The sequence below is a fragment of the Amycolatopsis dendrobii genome (assembly GCF_014145675.1).
In the GTDB taxonomy this organism is placed as follows: Bacteria; Actinomycetota; Actinomycetes; order Mycobacteriales; family Pseudonocardiaceae; genus Amycolatopsis; species Amycolatopsis dendrobii.
This window is the reverse complement of sequence record NZ_JACGZW010000002.1, coordinates 550,860-569,649: the sequence shown is the minus strand read 5'-3', so window position 1 is coordinate 569,649 and position 18,790 is coordinate 550,860. Positions and strand designations below refer to the sequence as shown.

Genomic DNA, 18,790 nt, shown 5'->3' with positions numbered 1-18,790 from the left:
CCGGCGCGGCGTTCGGAGGCCGCGAACCCGCGGCGTGCACGGGAAAATGCATTCGCATCCCACGACGTCGGACCAGCGTCCCGGACCGTGGGCGTTCCCTTCCGCGGAACGTTCCGCGGTTCGGAATGCGCGGACGAGGACGCAAGATGCTCGGAACACCCACCGAGTACCGGTCGCCGTCCGGGCAGTCCTGCCCGTGCCCGGCGGCGGGCGCATTGTTTCGCTTCACGAGATCGGACCAATTTCTTGTCACTTCGGGTTCGTCGCGGCCACGTGACTGCTCCATTAGCTGGGGTACCGCGTACGGAACGGGGCGGTTATTGTCCGCCGGGCCTATTGGCCCACTGGACCGAACTGCCACCCGAACTGGTTCCGAATTTCCGTGATCAACTACTAACCGTAGTCGATCAAGTGCGGAAACCACGGTGCAACCAGGGGGCACGAGATATCTGTTCCGCAACGATCTCACTGAGAGTGTCCGGATCGATAGGTTTGCCGTCTGTCCAATGCCTAAGTTTCACGGCTACGGTGAGCAACGCGATACCGATCGGTGCTTGCGCGTCAGGAAGAGCCGCCTCGCAAACCCGCGACGGCGTCGAGCAAGGAGAATGAATGTTAGTGACGACTAGGTCGCGTGCCGCGAAACTCGGCGCGTTCGTCGCGGGCGCGGCCCTTCTGCTCTCCGCATGCGGTGGTGGCGGAGGCGGCAACAGCGCGGTGCAGACCGGGCAGGCATTCGCCGACTGCGACAAGAACCCGAACACCTGCAACGCGGCACAGGCCGATCAGCTGACGCAGGGCGGCGACGTCACCTACGCCATCGAGAAGAACGTCCCGAACTGGAACGTCATCTCGGCCGAGGGCAACGTCTTCGAAACCGGCGAGGTCACCAAGGGCCTGCTGCCCTACACCTTCTACGCGACCCCCGACCTCAAGCCGGTCCTGAACAAGGACTTCGTCGAGTCGGCCGAGGTCACCAGCACCAGCCCGCAGACGGTGGTCTACAAGCTCAACCCGAAGGCCCAGTGGTCGGACGGCACGCCGTTCTCCGCCGACGACTTCATCTACAACTACAAGGTCCAGAACGGCAAGGACTGCCCCGACTGCGCCGCGGCCAGCACCGCGGGCTACGACCAGGTCAAGTCGGTCACCGGTTCCGACGGCGGCAAGACCGTGACGGTCGTGTTCGACAAGCCGTTCACCGACTGGAAGCTGCTCTGGAGCTCCGGCGGCGCGATGTACCCGGCGCACCTGGCCAAGCAGCACGGCGACACCAACACCCCGGCCGGCCTCGCGTCGTCCTTCAAGTGGTTCGGCACGACCGTCCCGACCTGGTCCGGCGGCCCGTGGAAGATCTCGAAGTTCGTCAACAACCAGTCGGTCACCGAGGTCCCGAACGAGAAGTACTGGGGCGCGAAGCCGAAGCTGAACAGCGTCATCTTCCGCGTCATCACCGACGCGACGCAGGAGCCGACCGCACTGCAGAACAACGAGGTGCAGGTCATCTACCCGCAGCCGCAGGTCGACCTGATCAACCAGGTCAAGAACATGCCGAACATCTCCTCGTTCATCGGCCTCGGCCTGACCTGGGAGCACTTCGACTTCAACCTGAAGAACCCGGCGCTGGCCCAGAAGCCGCTGCGCCAGGCGCTGTTCACCGCGGTCAACCGCAAGGACATGATCGCCAAGACCGTCGGCCAGTTCACCAACAAGGTCGAGCCGCTCAACAACCACAACTTCGTGCCGCAGCAGACCGGCTACAAGGACACGGTGAGCGCGACCGGCCAGGGCTCGGGTGACATCGAGAAGGCCAAGAAGATCCTGACCGACGCGGGCTACAAGCTGGCCAACAACCAGCTGAGCGACCCGAGCGGCAAGCCGGTTCCCGAACTGCGCATCCGCTACACCGTCGGCAACCAGATCCGGCAGAACGAGTGCGAGCTGTTCGCGCAGACCGCGGCTCAGCTGGGCGTCAAGGTGAAGGTCCAGTCCACCGACGACCTCGGCCAGACCACCACCAGCGGCGACTACGACGTCATCGTGTTCGCGTGGGTCGCTTCGCCGTTCCCCTTCGGCGGCGCGATCCAGAACTGGGGCACCGGGCAGGGCAACAACTACGGCAAGTACAGCAGCCCGCAGGTCGACAGCCTGATGGCGCAGGCCAACGCCGAGACCGACCAGACCAAGGCGGCGGACCTGCTCAACCAGGCCGACCAGATCATGTCCGAGGACGCGTACGTGCTTCCGCTGTACCAGAAGCCGACCTTCATCGCCTCGTCGGACAAGATCGCGAACATCCGCAACAACTCGACCCTCGACGGGCCGGTGTACAACATGGCGGAGTGGGGCATCCGGAAGTGATCAACGACCGGTAGATTCCCGCAGGAGCACCGGTGAAGGGCCGGCCGCAAAGCCGGCCCTTCACCGTATCCGCGAACGATTGCCCTTTTAGTTCCCGAACACCACGATTGCCCCGTTACGTCGCCAAGGCCCTGCCACCACGAGCGGCGGGCGCCGGCAGAACACCGTCCAGAGCAGGAAGACCTCCATGCTTGCCTTCGCACTGCGCCGGCTTTTCGTCTCGGTGCCGATCCTCATCGTGTCGACGTTCGTCGTCTTCGTGATGGTGTCGCTTTCGGCCAACCCGTTGACCCCGCTGATCGCGAGAAACCCGCCGCCGCCCCCTCGCACCATCGAGCTCGAACGCATCCGGCTGCATCTCGACCAGCCGATTCTCGAGCGATACTGGCACTGGATCACCGGCGTGCTGCACGGTGATTTCGGCCCCTCGGTCCAGTCCACCATGAACATCGGCAGCGAGGTGTTCGGCCGGTTCGGCGTGACGCTGCGGCTGATCGTGCTCGCCATGGTGGTGGCGCTGATCCTCGCCGTGCTGATCGGCGTGATCAGCGCGTCGCGGCAGTACTCCAAGTTCGACTACACCGCGACCTTCTTCGGCTTCCTCTTCCTGTCGATGCCGTCGTTCTGGTTCGCCCTCGTGCTGAAGCAGATCGGCATCTCGATCAACACGACGGTCGGCGACCAGGTCTTCTACACCATCGGTTCCTCGTCGGTGGTCGCCGCGGGCGGGTTCTGGGCCCAGTTCGGCGACGTGCTCGGCCACTTGATCCTGCCGACGATCTCGCTCGCGCTGACCAGTTACGCGGCCTGGAGCCGCTACCAGCGCGCGTCCATGCTCGAGGTGCTCAACAGCGATTACGTCCGCCTCGCGAGGGCCAAGGGCCTGCCGCGCTGGACGGTGACGCGCAAGCACGCGCTGCGCAACGCGCTGATCCCGCTGACCACGGTGACCGCACTCGACATCGGCTCGATCCTCGGCGGCGCCGTGGTGACCGAGACCGTGTTCCAATGGCAAGGCGCGGGCGCTTTCCTGCTGGACGCGATCAAGCGAAGCGACGTGTACGCGGTGGAAGCCTGGCTTCTCATCGCCGCCACGTTCATCATCCTGCTCAACTTGGTCGCCGATCTGCTCTACGGCCTGCTCGACCCGAGGATCCGCTATGCCTAACGACGTATTCGACACCCCGCCCACCACCCTGGGCGGTGCTCGGTTCGCTCCGGACGACCCGCAGACCCCGAAGGGTGCGCCGGAACGCGAGTTCACGGTCAAGGAGCGCAGCCAGGCTCAGCTGGTCTTCCGGCGGTTCCTGCAGCACCGGCTCGCGATGATCAGCCTCGTCGTGTTCGTGCTGATCATCCTGTTCGCCTACGTCGGAGCCGCGATCTGGAAGTACAACGCGGCCGACATCACCGAGCAGAACTCGGCCCCGCCCTCGGGCGACCACCCGTTCGGCACCGACGCGGTCGGCCACGACACCCTCGCGCAGGTGATGCGCGGGACGCAGATCTCGCTGCAGATCTCGATCCTCGTCGCGATCTTCGCGACCGTCGTGGGCACGGTCTGGGGCGCGGTCGCCGGTTATTACCGCGGCTGGCTCGACACGGTCCTGATGCGCATCGCCGACCTCGTGCTCACGCTGCCGCTGCTCGCGGTGGCCGCGGTGCTGGGCCACCAGTCCGGCGGCACGTGGTGGCTGATCGCGGTCGTCATCGGCGGGCTCTACTGGGCGTACGTGTCCCGGGTGGCCCGCGGCGTCGTGCTTTCCTTGCGCGAGAAGGAGTTCGTCGAGGCGTCCAAGGCGCTCGGCGCGAGCGACAGCCGGATCATCTTCCGGCACCTGGTGCCCAACGCGCTCGGCGCGATCATCGTCAACCTGACGATCCTCGTGTCCATCGCCATCCTGCTCGAGACGGCGCTGTCGTTCCTCGGCTTCGGCGTGCAGCCGCCGGACACCTCGCTCGGGCTGCTCGTGAGCAGCGCGCAGACCGCGATCGACACGCGGCCGTGGCTGTTCTACTTCCCGGGCATTTTCATCATCCTGATCGCACTGACGATCAACTTCATCGGGGACGGCCTGCGGGACGCGTTCGACCCCCAGCAGACGAAGGTGCGCGCATGACCCAGAACGGCTCGCAAGGACGCGGCGGCGATCCCGTCCTCGTCGTTGAGGACCTGACCGTGCAGTTCCCGACCAGCGAGGGCGTGGTCAGCGCCGTGCGCGGCGTGAACTACCAGCTTCGCCGCGGCGAGGTGCTCGGCATCGTCGGCGAATCGGGCTCCGGCAAATCGGTGACCTCGCTCGCGGTGATGGGCCTGCTGCCGAAGACCGCGAAGGTGTCCGGCTCGATCCGGTTCGGCGGGCAGGACCTGCTGAAGTCGAACGAGAAGGAACTGAACAGGGTCCGCGGCAAGGGCATCGCGATGGTCTTCCAGGACCCGATGACCTCGCTGAACCCGGTGTACACCGTGGGCGACCAGATCGCCGAGGCGATCACCGCGCACCACGACGTGCGCAAGGACGTCGCGAAGAAGCAGGCGATCGAACTGCTCGACCTGGTCCGCATCCCGAACCCGAAGCAGCGCGCGGACGAGTACCCGCACCAGCTGTCCGGCGGCATGCGCCAGCGCGTCGTGATCGCGATCGCGATGGCCAACAACCCGGACGTGATCATCGCGGACGAGCCGACCACCGCGCTCGACGTGACGGTGCAGGCGCAGATCCTCGAAGCACTGCAAGCCGCGCAGAAGGAAACCGGCGCGGCGATGGTGCTGATCACGCACGACCTCGGCGTGATCGCGGGCCAGGCCGACCGGGTGCACGTGATGTACGCGGGCAAGGTCGTCGAGTCCGGCACGGTCGACGACATCTTCTACAACCCGCGGATGCCGTACACGCTGGGCCTGCTCGGCAGCCTCCCGCGGCTGGACGTGAAGACCGAACGGCTCACGCCGATCACCGGTTCGCCGCCCGCCACGCAGAACATGCCGCCGGGCTGCCCGTTCAGCCCGCGCTGCCCGCTGTCGCAGCCGATCTGCGACGAGGAGGAACCCGAGCTCGTCGCGGGTCCGAACGGCCAGCACGCGGCCTGCCACTTCACCGAGCAGGTCGTCGGGAAGGACCCGGCCGAGCTGTTCAGCGCCACCTCGGCCGACGCGGCAGCCGTCCCGGTCGCCGTGGACGCCATCGCGACCGACACGGAGACGAACCAATGAGCGAGGCCACGGCGGGACAGGCCCCCGTCCTCTCCGCGCAGAACCTGGTCAAGCACTTCCCGATCCGCGGCGGCGGCATCCTGCGCCGCGTTTCGGGAGCGGTGCAGGCGGTGTCGGACGTGTCGTTCGACATCTACCCGAACGAGACGCTCGCGCTGGTCGGCGAATCCGGCTGCGGCAAGTCGACCACCGCGCGGGTGGCGCTGGCGCTGCAGCCGCTCACCGGCGGCAAGGTGACCTACGAGGGCAAAGACCTCGCTTCGATGAGCAAGCGCGAACTGCAGCGGCTGCGGCGCAGCATGCAGATCGTGTTCCAGGACCCGTACGCCTCGGTCGACCCCCGGCTGCCGGTGAACGAGATCATCGCCGAACCGCTGCGCATCCACGGGCTGTACGAGAACGGCGGCAAGCAGCAGGTCCGCGACCTGATGAAGACCGTCGGGCTGCGCCCGGAGCACGGCAACCGGTTTCCGCACGAGTTCTCCGGCGGTCAGCGGCAGCGCATCGGCATCGCCCGCGCGCTCGCGTTGAAGCCGAAGGTGCTGGTGCTGGACGAGCCGGTGTCCGCGCTGGACGTCTCGATCCAGGCCGGCGTGCTGAACCTGCTGAAGGATCTGCAGGCGGAACTCGGTTTGTCGTACCTGTTCGTGTCCCACGACCTTTCGGTGGTGCGGCACGTGGCGGACCGGATCGCGGTGATGTACCTCGGCAAGATCGTGGAGACCGCGCCGTCGGAGGAGCTGTTCGAGAATCCGGCGCATCCGTACACCCAGGCGCTGATCTCGGCGATCCCGGTGCCGGATCCGCGCAAGGAACGGACGCGGCAGCGGATCGTGATCACCGGTGACGTGCCCAGCCCGGCCAACCCGCCGTCGGGCTGCCGGTTCCGCACCCGGTGCCCGAAGTTCGCGAACCAGCTGGACGACGCCGGCCGCGAAAAGTGCAAGACGGAAGAGCCCGCCTTGATCGACCGGGGGCACGCGCACCCGGTGGCGTGCCACTTCGCGGAAAGCCTGCAGCTGATCTGACGCAGCATCGGAAAGGGGCCTCGCACTTCACCGTGCGGGGCCCCTTTTTCGCGTGCCGGATCAGGTCGCGCCGCGAGTCCAGTTCACCGCGGAGCCGAACGGGCCCTGCATCGGCGGACCAGGCGTCAGGCCGGAGATTCCCTTGCCCACCGCCAAAGTCTCGGCTTCCTGGAACAACGGGATCACGACGTTTTGGGACCACAGCTGCGGTTCCAGCGTCTTGAGCGAATCGGTGACAGTCGCCGAACCGGTAAGGGCCGAGTCGATTGTCGCCTGCAAGCCTTGGTCGCACATTCCCGCGGGATTGGCCGGGATCACGGGCTTCGTCTTGTCCACCGGCGCGGGTTCGGGGGCGCAGCCGTAACTGGACGCCAGTACCGTCGCCGGGTCGCCGCCGACGGGCTGGCCCACGACCGCGATGTCGACGCCGACGGTGCTGTTCGAATCCGGGCTCGCCTGCTGTTTCCCGTTCACCACCGGCATCGCCAGCAGCGACGAATACAGATCCCGCGGCTGCGGTTTGATCTGGTTGACCTCGATGCCGCCCGCGACCAGCTCCGACGCCAGTTCCTTCGCGACGGACGCGTACGGTTCCTGTTCGCCGGGCGACGCGAGCACGATCGACAGCGTCTTGTTTCCCTTGCGCCACACGCCGGCTTCCTTCTTGTACCCGGCGGCGGTGAAGTACTGCTCGGCCTTGGTCGCGTCCGGCGCGGCGGGCGGACCGGCCGGAATGGTCGCCGCGTAACCCTTCGCCGAAGGCGGCAGGACCTGGGCGTCCGCTTTGAGCGTCGCGGACGGGCCGCCCTTCGCCCCGGTCGTGATCAGCTTTCCGCGGTCCAGCAGCGCGGCGATGCCCGCGCGGACCTGGGGATCGGAAAGCGTGGCGCTCACCGGGCGCAGCAGCACCGACGCGGTCAGCGGCCGCGGCACCGTGTGCAGTTTGACCGCCGAGCCCAGGTCGTTCAGCAGTTGCAGACCGGTGGAATCGGTGCGGGTCAAGGAGAACTGGTCGTTGCCGCTGCGCAGTGCGGTCGCGATGCCGGACGCGTCGGAGCGGCGCAGGATCAAGGTGTCGACCGCGGCCGGCTTTTCCCAGTACCGGTCATTGCGCTGGAGAGTCGCTTCGCCGCGAGCGGTGTCGATCGTTTTGATCGCGAACGGTCCGGCGACCGCGGGGAAGCTCGTCGCGAGGGCGTTCGTCCAGCCGCCGGGCGAGTCCTTGAGCAGGTGCTGCGGCAGCAGATTGTCGAACAGCGTCTGCCAGGCCGGATACGGTTTGCTGAAGGTGACCTCGACGCCCTTGCCGCCGTCGCGGGATTCGATGTCCGAGATCAACCGGTAGCCTGCCGGGTCGATCACGCCGGGATTCGTCTTCATCGCATTGGCGAGATAGATGAAGTCCTCGGTGGCGATCGGGGCGCCGTCGGACCACGAGGCGTCCGGGCGGATCACGTACTTGACCGTGAACGGCACCTGCGAGACCACCTCGGCCGAAACCATCAGCGTCTTGTCGAGCGTGCGCGTGCCGTCGTCGGACTGCCGGAACACCGAGGGCAGCAGCAGTTGCGACAACGCGGTGGTGATCGTCGACGAGTCCGCGATGCTGTGCGGGTTGTAGCCGCCGACCACGTCGTCCACGCCGACCACGATCTGCGACTGCGACGCCGCGCTGGTCGTGCTCGACGGCGGGGCCGACGTGACCACCGGGGGCGGCGGGGTGTTCGAACACGCGGCGAGCAGTACTCCCGCCAGCGCCAGCACCGGCCCCAGCCGGCGTCCGAATCGCACGCTCGTCCTCCTGAAAGTTCCCGCCGCGCTCCGTGGTCCGAGCGGACATGCTGCCATGCCAGGGCGGGGGCCGGCATCGAGATTCCCACATCGGCCGCCGCTCCGTGACATCGGAGCGGGTACCGCCATAAGAGTGGACGCGCGAACCACCGTCGCGGTTCACGCGAAAGGGCGCCTCCCGGGAACGGGAGGCGCCCTTTTTCACCTGCGAGAGGTTCAGCTGTTGTTGTCGCGGCTCTTGGCCCGCGAGCGCTCCTTGGCGCGGGTGTTGATGTCGAGCGTGACCTTGCGGACCCGCACGACCTCCGGTGCGACCTCGACGCATTCGTCGCTCGCGCAGAACTCCAGCGCCTCTTCGAGGCTGAGCTTGCGCGGGCGGGCCAGCGTCTCCATCACGTCGGCCGAGGACTGCCGCATGTTGGTGAGCTTCTTTTCCTTGGTGATGTTGATGTCGAGGTCCTCGAACCGCGGGTTCTCGCCCACGACCATGCCCTCGTACACCTCCGCGCCGGGCTCGACGAAGAACGTGCCGCGGTCGGCGAGCTGGATCATCGCGTACGCGGTGATCGGCCCGGACCGGTCGGCCACCAAGGATCCGCTGTGCCGGGTGCGGATCTCGCCCGCCCACGGGAAGTACCCCTCGAACACGTGGTTCGCGATGCCGGTGCCGCGGGTTTCGGTGAGGAAGTCGGTGCGGAAGCCGATCAGGCCGCGCGAGGGCAGCACGTAGACCAGCTTGATCCGGCCGGTGCCGTTGCCGCTCATGTCCTCCATGCGGCCCTTGCGGGACGCGAGCAGCTGCGTGATCGCGCCGAGGTGCTCCTCGGGCGAGTCGATGTACAGGCGCTCGAACGGCTCGTGCAGCTTGCCGTCGATCGTGCGCAGCACCACCTGCGGCTTGCCGACGGTCAGCTCGAAGCCCTCGCGGCGCATCTGCTCGACCAGGATGGCCAGCGCCAGCTCGCCGCGGCCCTGCACCTCCCAGGTGTCCGGGCGCTCGGTCGGCAGGACGCGGATCGAGACGTTGCCGATCAGTTCCTGGTCGAGGCGGGCCTTGACCAGCCGCGCGGTGACCTTGTCGCCGCCGTTGCGCCCGGCCAGCGGCGAGGTGTTGACGCCGATGGTCATCGAGATGGCGGGCTCGTCCACGGTGATCCGGGGCAGCGCGACCGGGTTCTCCGGGTCGGCGAGGGTGTCGCCGATGGTGATGTCCGGGATGCCCGCGATCGCGACCAGTTCGCCCGCGCTGGCCTCGGCCGCCGGGACGCGGGTGAGCGCCTCGGTGACGAGCAGCTCCGAGATCCGGACGTTCTGGACGGTGCCGTCCTCGCGCATCCAGGCCACGGTCTGGCCCTTGCGCAGCTTGCCGGCGTGGATGCGGATCAGCGCGATGCGGCCGAGGAAGTTCGACGCGTCGAGGTTGGTGACCAGCGCCTGCAGCGGGGCGTCCAGGTCCGCGGCCGGGGCCGGGACGTGCTGGAGCAGGGTCTCGAACAGCGGGTCGAGGTTTTCGCTGTCGGGAAGGCCGCCGTCCTCGGGCTGTTCCAGCGACGCCTTGCCCGCGCGGGCGGAGGCGTAGACGACCGGGAGGTCGAGGATCGCGTCGAGGTCGGCGTCCTCGATGTCGCCCGCCAGGTCGAGCAGCAGGTCGTGGGTCTCCTCGACGACCTCGGAGATCCGCGCGTCCGGCCGGTCGACCTTGTTGACCAGCAGGATCACCGGCAGCTTCGCCTCGAGCGTCTTGCGCAGCACGAAGCGGGTCTGCGGCAGCGGGCCCTCGCTCGCGTCGACCAGCAGCACGACGCCGTCGACCATGGAGAGGCCGCGCTCGACCTCGCCGCCGAAGTCGGCGTGACCCGGGGTGTCGATCACGTTGATGGTGACCGTGCCCTCGGGGGTCTGGCGGTGGATGGAGGTGTTCTTCGCGAGAATGGTGATGCCCTTTTCCCGCTCGAGTTCACCGGAGTCCATCACGCGGTCGACCAGCTCGGCGCGTTCGGCGAAGGCGCCGGACTGGCGGAGCATGGCGTCGACCAGAGTGGTCTTGCCGTGGTCGACGTGGGCGACGATCGCGACGTTGCGCAGGTCGGGCCGGGTCTTGCCGGACGCGCGGCCGGTTTCGACCGCGGTGGCGCTGGCTGCGGGCACGCGAAGACTCCTGAACTTCGAAGAAAAAAGGCGGGTGGCACCGCGCGGCGGATCGGGATGACGGGCACCGGACACTGCGACCGGCTCTCGCTGACCGGCTTTGGCCACACGCGGACTTCAACCAGGATACCTGTTGGGTTGGTGTGAGGAGCGCCACGCCCTATGATCGGTTAGGCTCACCTAACCTTGTGAGTGTTCTTGACGGCCGGTTTGAGGAGTACGCGGTGGGGAAGAAGCACGCGGATGATCCTCGGGCTGTGGTGCGGAAGCTGATGAAGGCCGGGAAGGTCAAGAAGAAGTGCTGCCGGTCCAAGGATCGGTGCAAGAAGTGTCCGGTGTTGGCGTTGAAGAAGGCTAAGAAGCAGGTGGCCAAGGCTGCTTGAGGCTTTTGGGCCTTGGCTCGTCGCCTGGCTGCGACATCGGCCGGGGGGTTGCTTGGGGCACCCCGAAGTTTGATTGTGCTGACGGTCTGAGGGTGGTTGTCAAGGCGGGAAAGATGCCTTGCCAACCACCCTCAGACCGCAGGGATGCTTCGTATCGGGGTGCGGGGGTGGTGTGGGTGCACCTCGAGTTGGGTGCATCGGCCGCGGTCCGCGGGTGGCGGGGCTAGCGCCCCAATGTGGCATTGGGTGCGTGGGATGCACCCAATGTGGCGTTCGGTGCGTGGGACGCACCCAATGCCACATTGGGGCGCGCCGGAGGCGGGGCGGCGAGAGCGGCCCTCACGGGATTTCGCTAGTTGTTGTCCAGGAGTTCGTTCACCAGGTTCAGTTCCGGGGCTGTTCTGGTGGGCTGGAAGTGGATGATTTCGTAGGTGGCCAGCTGGCCGACGGCGAAGGGGTCGGTGGCCAGGATCGCGTCGAGCTGCGCGCGCTCCATGGGGCGGGTGACGATGACGCCGCCGGTGCGGGGTTTTTGGCCTCCGGAAGCCAGGAAGTGGCCGTCTTCGTACTGCTTCGTGAGCCACTCGTTGTGGGCCGGGAGGGCGCGGTCGATTTCCTCTAGCGGAACGATGTACGTGAGCACGACGACGAACATGGTTCGAACCGTAGTCCGGTGCTAGGCTCGCCGCATGCGTTTCCAGAGCACTCAGTGGTGGCCGCCCGTTGGCGGCCCCGAAGCTCTGCGCTGAAAAACCAGCGAAGGCCGCCCCGGTGGGCGGCTTTTTTTGTGCCTGCTCCCGGGGTCCGACTCATCCAGGGAGCGAAACCATGGTCCAGCTGTCCGGCATCACCCCGTCTGGGCACGTTCAGCTCGGCAATCACCTCGGTGCGCTGCGCCGGTGGGCGGCCGAGGGCGGGCCGGACGATTTGTACTTCGTGTCCGATCTTCATGCGATGACTACCGCGCACAATCCGGCGAAGTTGCGGTCCTTGGCGACTGAACAGCTCGCCGTGTTGGTGGCTGCGGGGATCGCGCCGGAGCGGGTGTTCGTGCAATCCGATCTTGCCCGGGAGCTGGGGGCGCTGACCTGGGTCCTGGAATGCACGTGCTCGTACGGCGAGGCGGCGCGGATGATCCAATTCAAGGAGAAGTCCAAGGGGCAGGCCGGGGTCCGGCTCAGTTTGCTGACTTATCCGGTGTTGATGGCGGCCGACATCCTGTTGCAGGGGGCGGACGAGGTTCCGGTCGGCGAGGATCAGCGGCAGCATGTCGAACTGGCTCGCACGCTTGCCCGGCGGTTCAACTCCACGTACGGCGAGGTGTTCGTCGTACCGGAGGCGACGCTGCCGCCAGCGGGGGCGCGGGTGAAGGATTTGGCTGAGCCGACGCGGAAGATGTCGAAGTCCGCGCAGGATTCGGCGGGCGTGGTGTTCGTGCTGGACGAGCCGGATCAGATTCGGCGCAAGATCCGAAAGGCTCGCACGGACGGCGACTCGGTGCCGGCGTATGACCCGGAAAACCGGCCGGGGATCTCGAACCTGCTGGAGATCCTGGCTGCATGCGTGGGCGGCGAACCTGCGGAGCTGGCCGAGAAGTACCCGTCCTACGGCGTGCTCAAGGACGCTGTCGCGGATGCGGTGATCGAAGAGTTGCGTCCGGTGCGGGAGGGCACGCGCGCGTTGCTGGACGATGTCGCTGAGCTGGAGCGGGTTCGCAAGGCGGGGGCGGAGCGGGCGATCGATCGCAGCTCGCACCGGGTGTCGGCGGCGCTGCGGATGGTGGGCGCGGCTTGAAGGGCCTCGTGAGTGCTGATCACGGTTCTAACCGTGATCAGCACTCACGACGTCAATCCCAGCTGAGCGTCACCACTCGATGCCCATCCGGGACCGCCGGCTGGTCGCAGAACTCGTCCTCGTCGTACGAGAGTCCTTCCCACACCGGCTCTGCGGCGAGATCTCCGAGCCGTGCGTCGACGTCCTCGTCGCTCAGCTCGGTGCAGATCGCCACCGATTCGGCGGCGACCCCGTCGTATCCGTCCTCGAACATCTCCTCGTGCAGCTGGACGCGCACCCAGGCCACCGCGGGATCGGCCTCCAGCGCGGTCAGGCGGGCAGCGATCTCGGCAAGCTCCGGCCGGCCGTCCCCGACCTGGTTCGGCGCGATCGAATCCTCGTCGGCGTTCCCGGCGAAGAATTCGCCGACGGTCAGCAGCGGGATGCGGTCGTCGCCCGCGGCCGAGCGCTCGCGGATGGCGGTGCGAGTCAGCATTCAGCGAGCTTAGCGATCAGCCGCGCACTAGTTCGTGCAGCGCGGGCAGCAGGTCCCGGTCCGCCGGAAGCCAGTCCAGATCGTTCAGTTCGTCGTGGCCGACCCAGCGCAGTGCGGTGTGTTCGACGGCGCGCGGCTCGTCGCCGGGAGACAGCAGCGCGGCGGAGTACACGCGCAGGACTTTTCCGCCCGGCAGCGGGATTTCCGGGCCGACCCGGTCGCCGACGGTGACCACCACGTCCAGTTCCTCGTGGCATTCCCTGGCCAGCGCGAAGGCCTCGGTCTCGCCCTCCTCGACGCGCCCGCCCGGCAGTTCCCACTGGCCTGCGTGATGCGGCGGCCAAGCCCGTTGCTGGGCAAGAAGCTTGCCGTCGCGCACCAGTGCCGCCCCGACGATGACCGCGTCCATGCGCTCAGTCTCCCCCACCGGATTCACCGGTCCGCGCCCGCCCGCCAGGTGACCTCGAACCGCGCGCCGCCGTCCGGGGATTCGCCGACCCGCACTTTGCCCCCGCGACGGCGCACCGTTTCGGCAACCATCGCCAGGCCAAGGCCGGTTCCGCCGGACGAGCGCGCCCGGTCGTCCGACACCCGGTAGAACCGGTCGAACACCTTGCTCCGGTGCTCGGGCGCGATGCCGGGACCGTCGTCGTCCACTACGACCCGCACCTTCGAACGCGAGGCCAGCACGGACACCACGATCTGCCCGGAGGCGTACCGGCAGGCGTTGCGCAGCAGGTTGTCCAGCACAAGCTCGACCTCCTGGTGCGCCGCCGACGCCCAGGCCTGCGCCACCGCGCTGCTCACGCGTGTGTCCGGCGCCCCGGACGGCAGCCGCCGCACCGCCGCACGGACCTCGGACACCACCTCGACCGGTTCCGCGGGCGGCACCTCGCCAGCGTCGGAACGGGCCAGTGCGAGCAGGCCGTCGAGCAGGCCGGACAGTCGTTCAGACTCCTCGAGGATGTCCGAGAGCGTCTCCTGTGACAGCTCTGGATCGGGATTCGTCACGGCCACCTCGGCCTGCACCCGGATCGACGCGACCGGTGAACGCAGTTCGTGCGCCGCGTCGCCGGTGAACCTGCGCAGCCGCTGGCTGACCTCTTCCTGACGTTCGAGCAGCGCGTTGAATTCCTCGGCCAGCGCGCGCATTTCGTCGTGCGACGTCGGCAGCGGCAGCCGGGAACCCGGCGGCAACGCGCGCACCAGTCCGCGCATCCGCGCCACCGGGCGCAGCGCGAGCCGCACGACCAGCCAGGTCGCCAGGCCCGCCACCAGCGCGCCGACCAGCGCGACCACGACCAGCCACAGCCCGCCGTAATGCACCGCGGCGGCGAAGCCGACCAGGCCGGCCCCGGCGACGACCAGCCGCTGGCTGCCGTTCGGCGTGCTGACTACCTGGCCGCGCCAGCGCGATCCGTCCGACTGCACCGGCAAACCCGCCTTGAGCTGCGAGACCTCGTGGCCGGTCAGCTTGGGCCGTGCCTGGCCGTCCGCCGGAGCCCCGGAAATGTCGAGCACCCGCACCGAAACCGGGTCCGCCGAGGTGAGCGGCGTCCCGGCGGAAACCGCGCCGGCGGCAGGCACGAGCGCGGCGGTCAGCTCCTTGTCGACCGAATCAGTGAGCAGCGGGTCGAGCTTGTTCGCCGCCAGCGCGGCGAGGCCCAGCAGGCAGCCGAGGGTGATCGCCGCGGCCAGCACGGTGATCCGGACCTGCAGCGAACGGCGGCTCCACCATGACGACGGCGAGCCGGTCACCTGACCTCGTCGAGTTGGTCGTCGGAGGCGAGATAACCGTGTCCGCGCACCGTCCGCAGGATCGAGCCGGCGCCTACCGCGTCGAGCTTGCGCCGCACGTAACCCACATACACCTCAACGAGATTCCGCGTGACGGCCTGTTCTTCACCCCACACGGCGCGCAGCAGCTCGTCCTTCGTCACGACCGTCCCCGCGCGCCCGACAAGCACCTCCAGCAGGCCGAATTCGCGCGGGCTCAACGGCACTTCGTGACCGTCCCAGCGCACCTGCCGCAGCGCCCGGTCGACCTCCAGCGCACCGAGTTTCAGCGCGCCGCGCGACGCGTCCGGCCCGGCGCGGCGCAACACCGCCCGCACCTGCGCGACCAGCACGACGAACGAGAACGGCTTCACGAGGTAACCGTCCGCGCCGAGGTCGAGGCCGTCGGCCTGGTCGATCTCGCCGTCCTTCGCCGACACCAGCAGCACTGGCGTGGTCACGTTCTCCGCGCGCAGCCGTTCCAGCACGCGATAGCCGGACAAGCCGGGCAGCATGATGTCCAGCAGCACGACGTCGAACGAACCGGTGCGCGCGAGCTGCAACCCGGTCGGCCCGTCCGCGGCGGTGACCACGTCCATGTCCTCCGCGCGCAGGCCGCGCTGCAGCGCCTTGCGCACACCAGGTTCGTCGTCGACCACCAGCACCCGAGGTTTCACGATCCTCATCATGGCCGGTTTGTGCAGCTGACGCGCGTACTCTCAGTGCCATCTCAGCTGAACGGGCCGAACATTCAGGGGTATCTCAGCCTCGGCAGTGGAACGTCTGCACCGGGAGCCGGGCCCGCCAAAGCCCGGGAACACAGGGAGAGACGAGATGGATCCGAAGAAGAAGGCCATCACCGCGGCCGTCGTCGGCACCGCGCTCGGCGTGGGCGGACTGGTCGTGGTGGCGATGCCTGCCTCGGCGGGGGACGCGCCGAAGCTGCCTCAGGTCAGCGCGGAGGAACTGGTCCAGTCGGTGGTCGCCGCGAAGCCCGCGCCGTTCGACGGCACGGTGACGGTGAGCAACGACCTCGGCCTGCCGAAGATGGCGACCGGCGCGGTCCCGGGGGCGAGCGCGCTCGGCATCGACTCGGCGCAGGTGTTCAGCGACGGCGCGGGCAAGACGAAGGTGTCGCTGACCAAGGGGCAGACGCAGGAGACGCTCATCCACAACGGCAACACGTTGTGGGACTACGACTCCAAGACCAACAGCGTGACCAAGACCACCATCCCGGCGGACGTCGCGACCAAGCACAAGCCGGTCGAGGGCCAGACCGCCGACCCGGCCACCGCGGCCAAGGAACTGCTGGCCAAGGTGCGCGAGAGCAGCAACGTCGCGGTCGACGGCACCGCAACGGTCGCCGACCGGCCCGCGTACGAACTGGTCCTCACGCCGAAGCCGACCGAGCGCACGCTGCTGCGCGAGATCCGCGTCGCGGTCGACTCGCAGACCCGGATGCCGCTGCGGCTTTCGGTGCTGAGCAACGGGACCACCGCCCCGGCGCTGGAGCTGGCGTTCAGCAAGATCGAGTTCGCCGACCAGTCGGCCGATCTGTTCGCCTTCACCCCGCCCAAGGGCGCGAAGGTGACCGAGAAGCAGGCCAAGATCGACGAGCGCGACAAGGCGCTGGCGAACGAGGCCAAGCAGGACACCAAGCTCGTCGGCGACGGCTGGGACACCGTCGTCACCGGCAAGGTGCCCGCCGACCTGATGAAGAGCAAGCAGCAGGCGCAGGGCGAGAACGGCGAGAACAAGGGCGCTGACATGCAGAAGATGCTGAGCCGGTTCGCCAAGCGGGTCAACGGCCCGTGGGGCAGCGGCTACCTCTTCACCACGAAGGTGGGCGGCGCGGTCCTGACCGACGACGGCCGGTTCGCCGCCGGCGCGGTTCCGGAGCAGGTCCTCTACGAAGCGCTGGGCGCCAAGTGACCAGCACCGCGGTCGAAACCGGGGCGGGCATCTCGGACGAGGTGCCCGCCCCGGCGGTCCCGCTGGCCGCGCGCACCCGCGGGCTGCGCAAGGTCTACCGCAGCACGGTCGCGGTGGACCACGTGGACCTGGACGTGCCCGAAGGCGCCGTACTCGGCATGCTCGGGCCCAACGGTTCGGGCAAGACGACCACGATCCGGATGCTGCTCGGGCTCGTCCGCCCGACCGCGGGCGAGGTCGAACTGCTCGGCCGGAAGATGCCGGAGGAGTCCGCGCACGCGCTGCCGGACGTCGGCGCGCTGGTCGAGGGGCCGGGGTTCCACCCGTTCCTTTCCGGACGCGACAACCTGCTGCGGTTCGCGGCGGCCGAACCGCGGCTGGCGTCGCAGGCGATCCCCGGCGCGGTCGACGCCGCGCTGGACCGGGTCGGGCTCTCCGCCGCCGCGCGCCGCCGGTACAAGGGCTATTCGCTCGGCATGAAGCAGCGGCTCGGGTTGGCGAGCGCGCTGCTGGTGCCGCGCCGGATGGTCGTGCTCGACGAACCCACCAACGGTCTGGATCCGGCGGGTACCAGGGAGATCCGCCGTATCATCGCCGATCTGCACGCCGACGGCGTGACCGTGGTGGTCTCCTCGCATCTGCTCGCCGAGGTCGAAGCGACCTGCACGCACGTGGCGGTGTTGCAGGCAGGCACGGTGGTCGCCCAGGGCGAATTGGCCGACCTGCTGGAATCCGGGAACGCGGCGCTGCTGGTGCGCACCCCGGACGCCGAGCAGGCGGTGGAAACGTTGCGGGAGAACCGGATCGGGGTCCGGCTGACCCCGGACGGCGTCCGTGCCGACCTCACCGCGACGCCCGCGCCGCGAGTGCTGCAGGTGCTCGTGCAAGCGGGGGTCGAGGTGCACGAGGCGACCCGGGCGCGGACCGGGCTGGAGGACCTGTTCGCGCGGCTGACCGAAGGGGAATCGGCGGCCGGCGACGAATCCGAGGGGGAAGCGTCATGACTGCCGCTGCTGTTGCCGTGCCGGTGAGCCGGACCGGGCACGACACGGTGCCGTTGTTCCGGCTGTTCGCGGCGGAGCTGCGCTGGATCTTCCGCAGGCCGCGCACGCTCGCCGTGCTGGGGTTGCTGGCGCTGGTGCCGATCGTGGTCGGGATCGGCCTCACGCTGGTCGGTCAAAGCACCGGGAGCGACGCGCCGGACGACAGCGGCGGCGCGCTGCTGGCGTCCGCGGTGAACAACGCGTTCGTGCTGCCGATCGCCGCGATGGTCATGACGCTCACGCTGCTGCTGCCGCTCGCCTCAGCGATGGCCGGTGCGGACGCGATCGCGGGCGAGGCCGCGCACGGCACGCTGCGCGGCTGGCTGATCGCGCCGGTGAGCCGGGGACGGCTGCTGACGGTCAAGGCGTTCGGCGTGGCGACGGTCTCCGTGGTCGCGGTGCTCGCGATGTGCGTGACCGGCGTGGCCACCGGGTTGATCATCAACGGCACGGATTCGCTGTTCACGCTGTCGGGCACCACGTTGTCGCTCGGCGAGGCGCTGCTGCGGATCCTTCTCGTCGGCGGATGGATCGTGCTGCAGCTGTGGGCGATCGGCGCGGTCGCGCTGGCGGTGTCGAGCTGGACCGAGCACCCGATGCTCGTGGTCGCCTCGGTGCTGGCGATGAACATCGTCTTCACCATCCTCGGTTTCCTGAGCTCGCTGAAGTGGCTGCATCCGTTCCTGCTCACCGAAGGCTGGACGATGGCCCCGGCCGCCGTCCTCCAGGATCCGATGGTGCTGACGAGGCTCGGCGAAGGCGCGGTCCGCGCGGCCTGCTACATCGTGGTCGGCCTGTCGCTTGCCTACGGACGCCTCGTCACCCGAGACGGCTGACCTGGGGGT

At 68.3% G+C, this 18,790-nt stretch carries 17 protein-coding genes; 10 read left to right on the top strand and 7 right to left on the bottom strand.

Annotated features, from left to right (window positions below):
- Window positions 1–612 precede the first annotated feature (612 nt).
- The 5 genes from H4281_RS06765 (at window position 613) to H4281_RS06745 (ending at window position 6,603) form a co-directional block, all read left to right on the top strand.
- Entirely contained in the window at window positions 613–2,361 is a 1,749-nt protein-coding gene (locus H4281_RS06765) for an ABC transporter family substrate-binding protein (RefSeq protein ID WP_182889976.1), read from the top strand.
- 187 nt (window positions 2,362–2,548) lie between these two features.
- Complete coding sequence (locus H4281_RS06760; protein WP_182889975.1) at window positions 2,549–3,529, top strand: ABC transporter permease; 981 nt, start codon at window positions 2,549–2,551, stop codon at window positions 3,527–3,529.
- Window positions 3,522–4,481 carry an ABC transporter permease gene (locus H4281_RS06755; RefSeq protein WP_237597182.1) on the top strand — a complete coding sequence of 320 codons (960 nt, stop codon included), beginning with the start codon at window positions 3,522–3,524 and terminating at the stop codon, window positions 4,479–4,481. Before H4281_RS06760 ends, H4281_RS06755 begins: the two co-directional genes overlap by 8 nt.
- Complete coding sequence (locus H4281_RS06750; RefSeq protein ID WP_182889974.1) at window positions 4,478–5,575, top strand: ABC transporter ATP-binding protein; 1,098 nt, start codon at window positions 4,478–4,480, stop codon at window positions 5,573–5,575. The genes H4281_RS06755 and H4281_RS06750 overlap by 4 nt, the downstream gene beginning before the upstream one ends.
- The gene (locus tag H4281_RS06745) at window positions 5,572–6,603 is read left to right on the top strand and encodes an ABC transporter ATP-binding protein (RefSeq protein ID WP_182889973.1); all 1,032 of its coding nucleotides are present in this window, start codon (window positions 5,572–5,574) and stop codon (window positions 6,601–6,603) included. The genes H4281_RS06750 and H4281_RS06745 overlap by 4 nt, the downstream gene beginning before the upstream one ends.
- 60 nt (window positions 6,604–6,663) lie before the next feature.
- Here the strand turns inward: H4281_RS06745 and H4281_RS06740 are convergent, their stop codons facing one another.
- Together H4281_RS06740 and typA are read right to left on the bottom strand one after the other, a co-directional pair.
- Window positions 6,664–8,367, bottom strand: a complete 1,704-nt coding sequence (locus H4281_RS06740; RefSeq protein ID WP_370648229.1) for an ABC transporter family substrate-binding protein — start codon at window positions 8,365–8,367, stop codon at window positions 6,664–6,666.
- A gap of 243 nt (window positions 8,368–8,610) precedes the next feature.
- Window positions 8,611–10,542 (bottom strand): translational GTPase TypA, encoded by a 1,932-nt coding sequence (gene typA / locus H4281_RS06735; protein WP_182889971.1) that lies wholly within the window; start codon window positions 10,540–10,542, stop codon window positions 8,611–8,613.
- Between the two features lie 188 nt (window positions 10,543–10,730).
- On the opposite strand from typA, the gene H4281_RS06730 reads away from it, so the two are divergent.
- The gene (locus H4281_RS06730) at window positions 10,731–10,925 is read left to right on the top strand and encodes a hypothetical protein (RefSeq protein ID WP_182890284.1); all 195 of its coding nucleotides are present in this window, start codon (window positions 10,731–10,733) and stop codon (window positions 10,923–10,925) included.
- Between the two features lie 352 nt (window positions 10,926–11,277).
- Here the strand turns inward: H4281_RS06730 and H4281_RS06725 are convergent, their stop codons facing one another.
- Window positions 11,278–11,580 carry a YciI family protein gene (locus H4281_RS06725; protein WP_182889970.1) on the bottom strand — a complete coding sequence of 101 codons (303 nt, stop codon included), beginning with the start codon at window positions 11,578–11,580 and terminating at the stop codon, window positions 11,278–11,280.
- 173 nt (window positions 11,581–11,753) lie between these two features.
- On the opposite strand from H4281_RS06725, the gene trpS reads away from it, so the two are divergent.
- Window positions 11,754–12,719 (top strand): tryptophan--tRNA ligase, encoded by a 966-nt coding sequence (trpS, locus tag H4281_RS06720; protein WP_182889969.1) that lies wholly within the window; start codon window positions 11,754–11,756, stop codon window positions 12,717–12,719.
- A gap of 52 nt (window positions 12,720–12,771) precedes the next feature.
- On the opposite strand, the gene H4281_RS06715 is transcribed toward trpS, so the two are convergent.
- Genes H4281_RS06715 through H4281_RS06700 form a run of 4 tightly spaced genes read right to left on the bottom strand, consistent with a single transcriptional unit; the run spans window position 12,772 to window position 15,659 of the window.
- Window positions 12,772–13,194 (bottom strand): YfbO family protein, encoded by a 423-nt coding sequence (locus H4281_RS06715; protein ID WP_182889968.1) that lies wholly within the window; start codon window positions 13,192–13,194, stop codon window positions 12,772–12,774.
- A 16-nt stretch (window positions 13,195–13,210) separates the two neighbouring features.
- Window positions 13,211–13,603, bottom strand: coding sequence for a (deoxy)nucleoside triphosphate pyrophosphohydrolase (locus tag H4281_RS06710; RefSeq protein ID WP_182889967.1), 393 nt, complete (start codon window positions 13,601–13,603; stop codon window positions 13,211–13,213).
- Window positions 13,604–13,626: 23 nt separating this feature from the next.
- The gene (locus tag H4281_RS06705; protein ID WP_182889966.1) at window positions 13,627–14,952 is read right to left on the bottom strand and encodes a sensor histidine kinase; all 1,326 of its coding nucleotides are present in this window, start codon (window positions 14,950–14,952) and stop codon (window positions 13,627–13,629) included.
- Window positions 14,949–15,659, bottom strand: a complete 711-nt coding sequence (locus H4281_RS06700; RefSeq protein WP_182889965.1) for a response regulator transcription factor — start codon at window positions 15,657–15,659, stop codon at window positions 14,949–14,951. Before H4281_RS06700 ends, H4281_RS06705 begins: the two co-directional genes overlap by 4 nt.
- Window positions 15,660–15,804: 145 nt before the next feature.
- Between H4281_RS06700 and H4281_RS06695 the strand changes: the two genes are divergently transcribed.
- The 3 genes from H4281_RS06695 to H4281_RS06685 are packed head-to-tail and all read left to right on the top strand — an operon-like array spanning window position 15,805 to window position 18,781.
- On the top strand, window positions 15,805–16,902 hold the full coding sequence (locus H4281_RS06695; protein WP_182889964.1) for a LolA family protein: 1,098 nt from the start codon (window positions 15,805–15,807) through the stop codon (window positions 16,900–16,902).
- Window positions 16,899–17,906 (top strand): ABC transporter ATP-binding protein, encoded by a 1,008-nt coding sequence (locus tag H4281_RS06690; RefSeq protein WP_182889963.1) that lies wholly within the window; start codon window positions 16,899–16,901, stop codon window positions 17,904–17,906. The genes H4281_RS06695 and H4281_RS06690 overlap by 4 nt, the downstream gene beginning before the upstream one ends.
- Entirely contained in the window at window positions 17,903–18,781 is an 879-nt protein-coding gene (locus tag H4281_RS06685; RefSeq protein WP_182889962.1) for an ABC transporter permease, read from the top strand. The genes H4281_RS06690 and H4281_RS06685 overlap by 4 nt, the downstream gene beginning before the upstream one ends.
- Window positions 18,782–18,790: the final 9 nt, after the last annotated feature.

Excerpts from the sequence above, each read along its gene's own strand:
- H4281_RS06725 (WP_182889970.1), bottom strand. The coding sequence starts at position 11,580 with ATGTTCGTCGTCGTGCTCACGTACATCGTTCCGCTAGAGGAAATCGAC.
- trpS (WP_182889969.1), top strand. The coding sequence starts at position 11,754 with ATGGTCCAGCTGTCCGGCATCACCCCGTCTGGGCACGTTCAGCTCGGC.
- H4281_RS06710 (WP_182889967.1), bottom strand. The coding sequence starts at position 13,603 with ATGGACGCGGTCATCGTCGGGGCGGCACTGGTGCGCGACGGCAAGCTT.
- H4281_RS06685 (WP_182889962.1), top strand. The coding sequence starts at position 17,903 with ATGACTGCCGCTGCTGTTGCCGTGCCGGTGAGCCGGACCGGGCACGAC.
- H4281_RS06715 (WP_182889968.1), bottom strand. The coding sequence starts at position 13,194 with ATGCTGACTCGCACCGCCATCCGCGAGCGCTCGGCCGCGGGCGACGAC.
- H4281_RS06750 (WP_182889974.1), top strand. The coding sequence starts at position 4,478 with ATGACCCAGAACGGCTCGCAAGGACGCGGCGGCGATCCCGTCCTCGTC.
- H4281_RS06755 (WP_237597182.1), top strand. The coding sequence starts at position 3,522 with ATGCCTAACGACGTATTCGACACCCCGCCCACCACCCTGGGCGGTGCT.
- H4281_RS06695 (WP_182889964.1), top strand. The coding sequence starts at position 15,805 with ATGGATCCGAAGAAGAAGGCCATCACCGCGGCCGTCGTCGGCACCGCG.
- H4281_RS06700 (WP_182889965.1), bottom strand. The coding sequence starts at position 15,659 with ATGATGAGGATCGTGAAACCTCGGGTGCTGGTGGTCGACGACGAACCT.
- H4281_RS06760 (WP_182889975.1), top strand. The coding sequence starts at position 2,549 with ATGCTTGCCTTCGCACTGCGCCGGCTTTTCGTCTCGGTGCCGATCCTC.
- H4281_RS06745 (WP_182889973.1), top strand. The coding sequence starts at position 5,572 with ATGAGCGAGGCCACGGCGGGACAGGCCCCCGTCCTCTCCGCGCAGAAC.
- H4281_RS06765 (WP_182889976.1), top strand. The coding sequence starts at position 613 with ATGTTAGTGACGACTAGGTCGCGTGCCGCGAAACTCGGCGCGTTCGTC.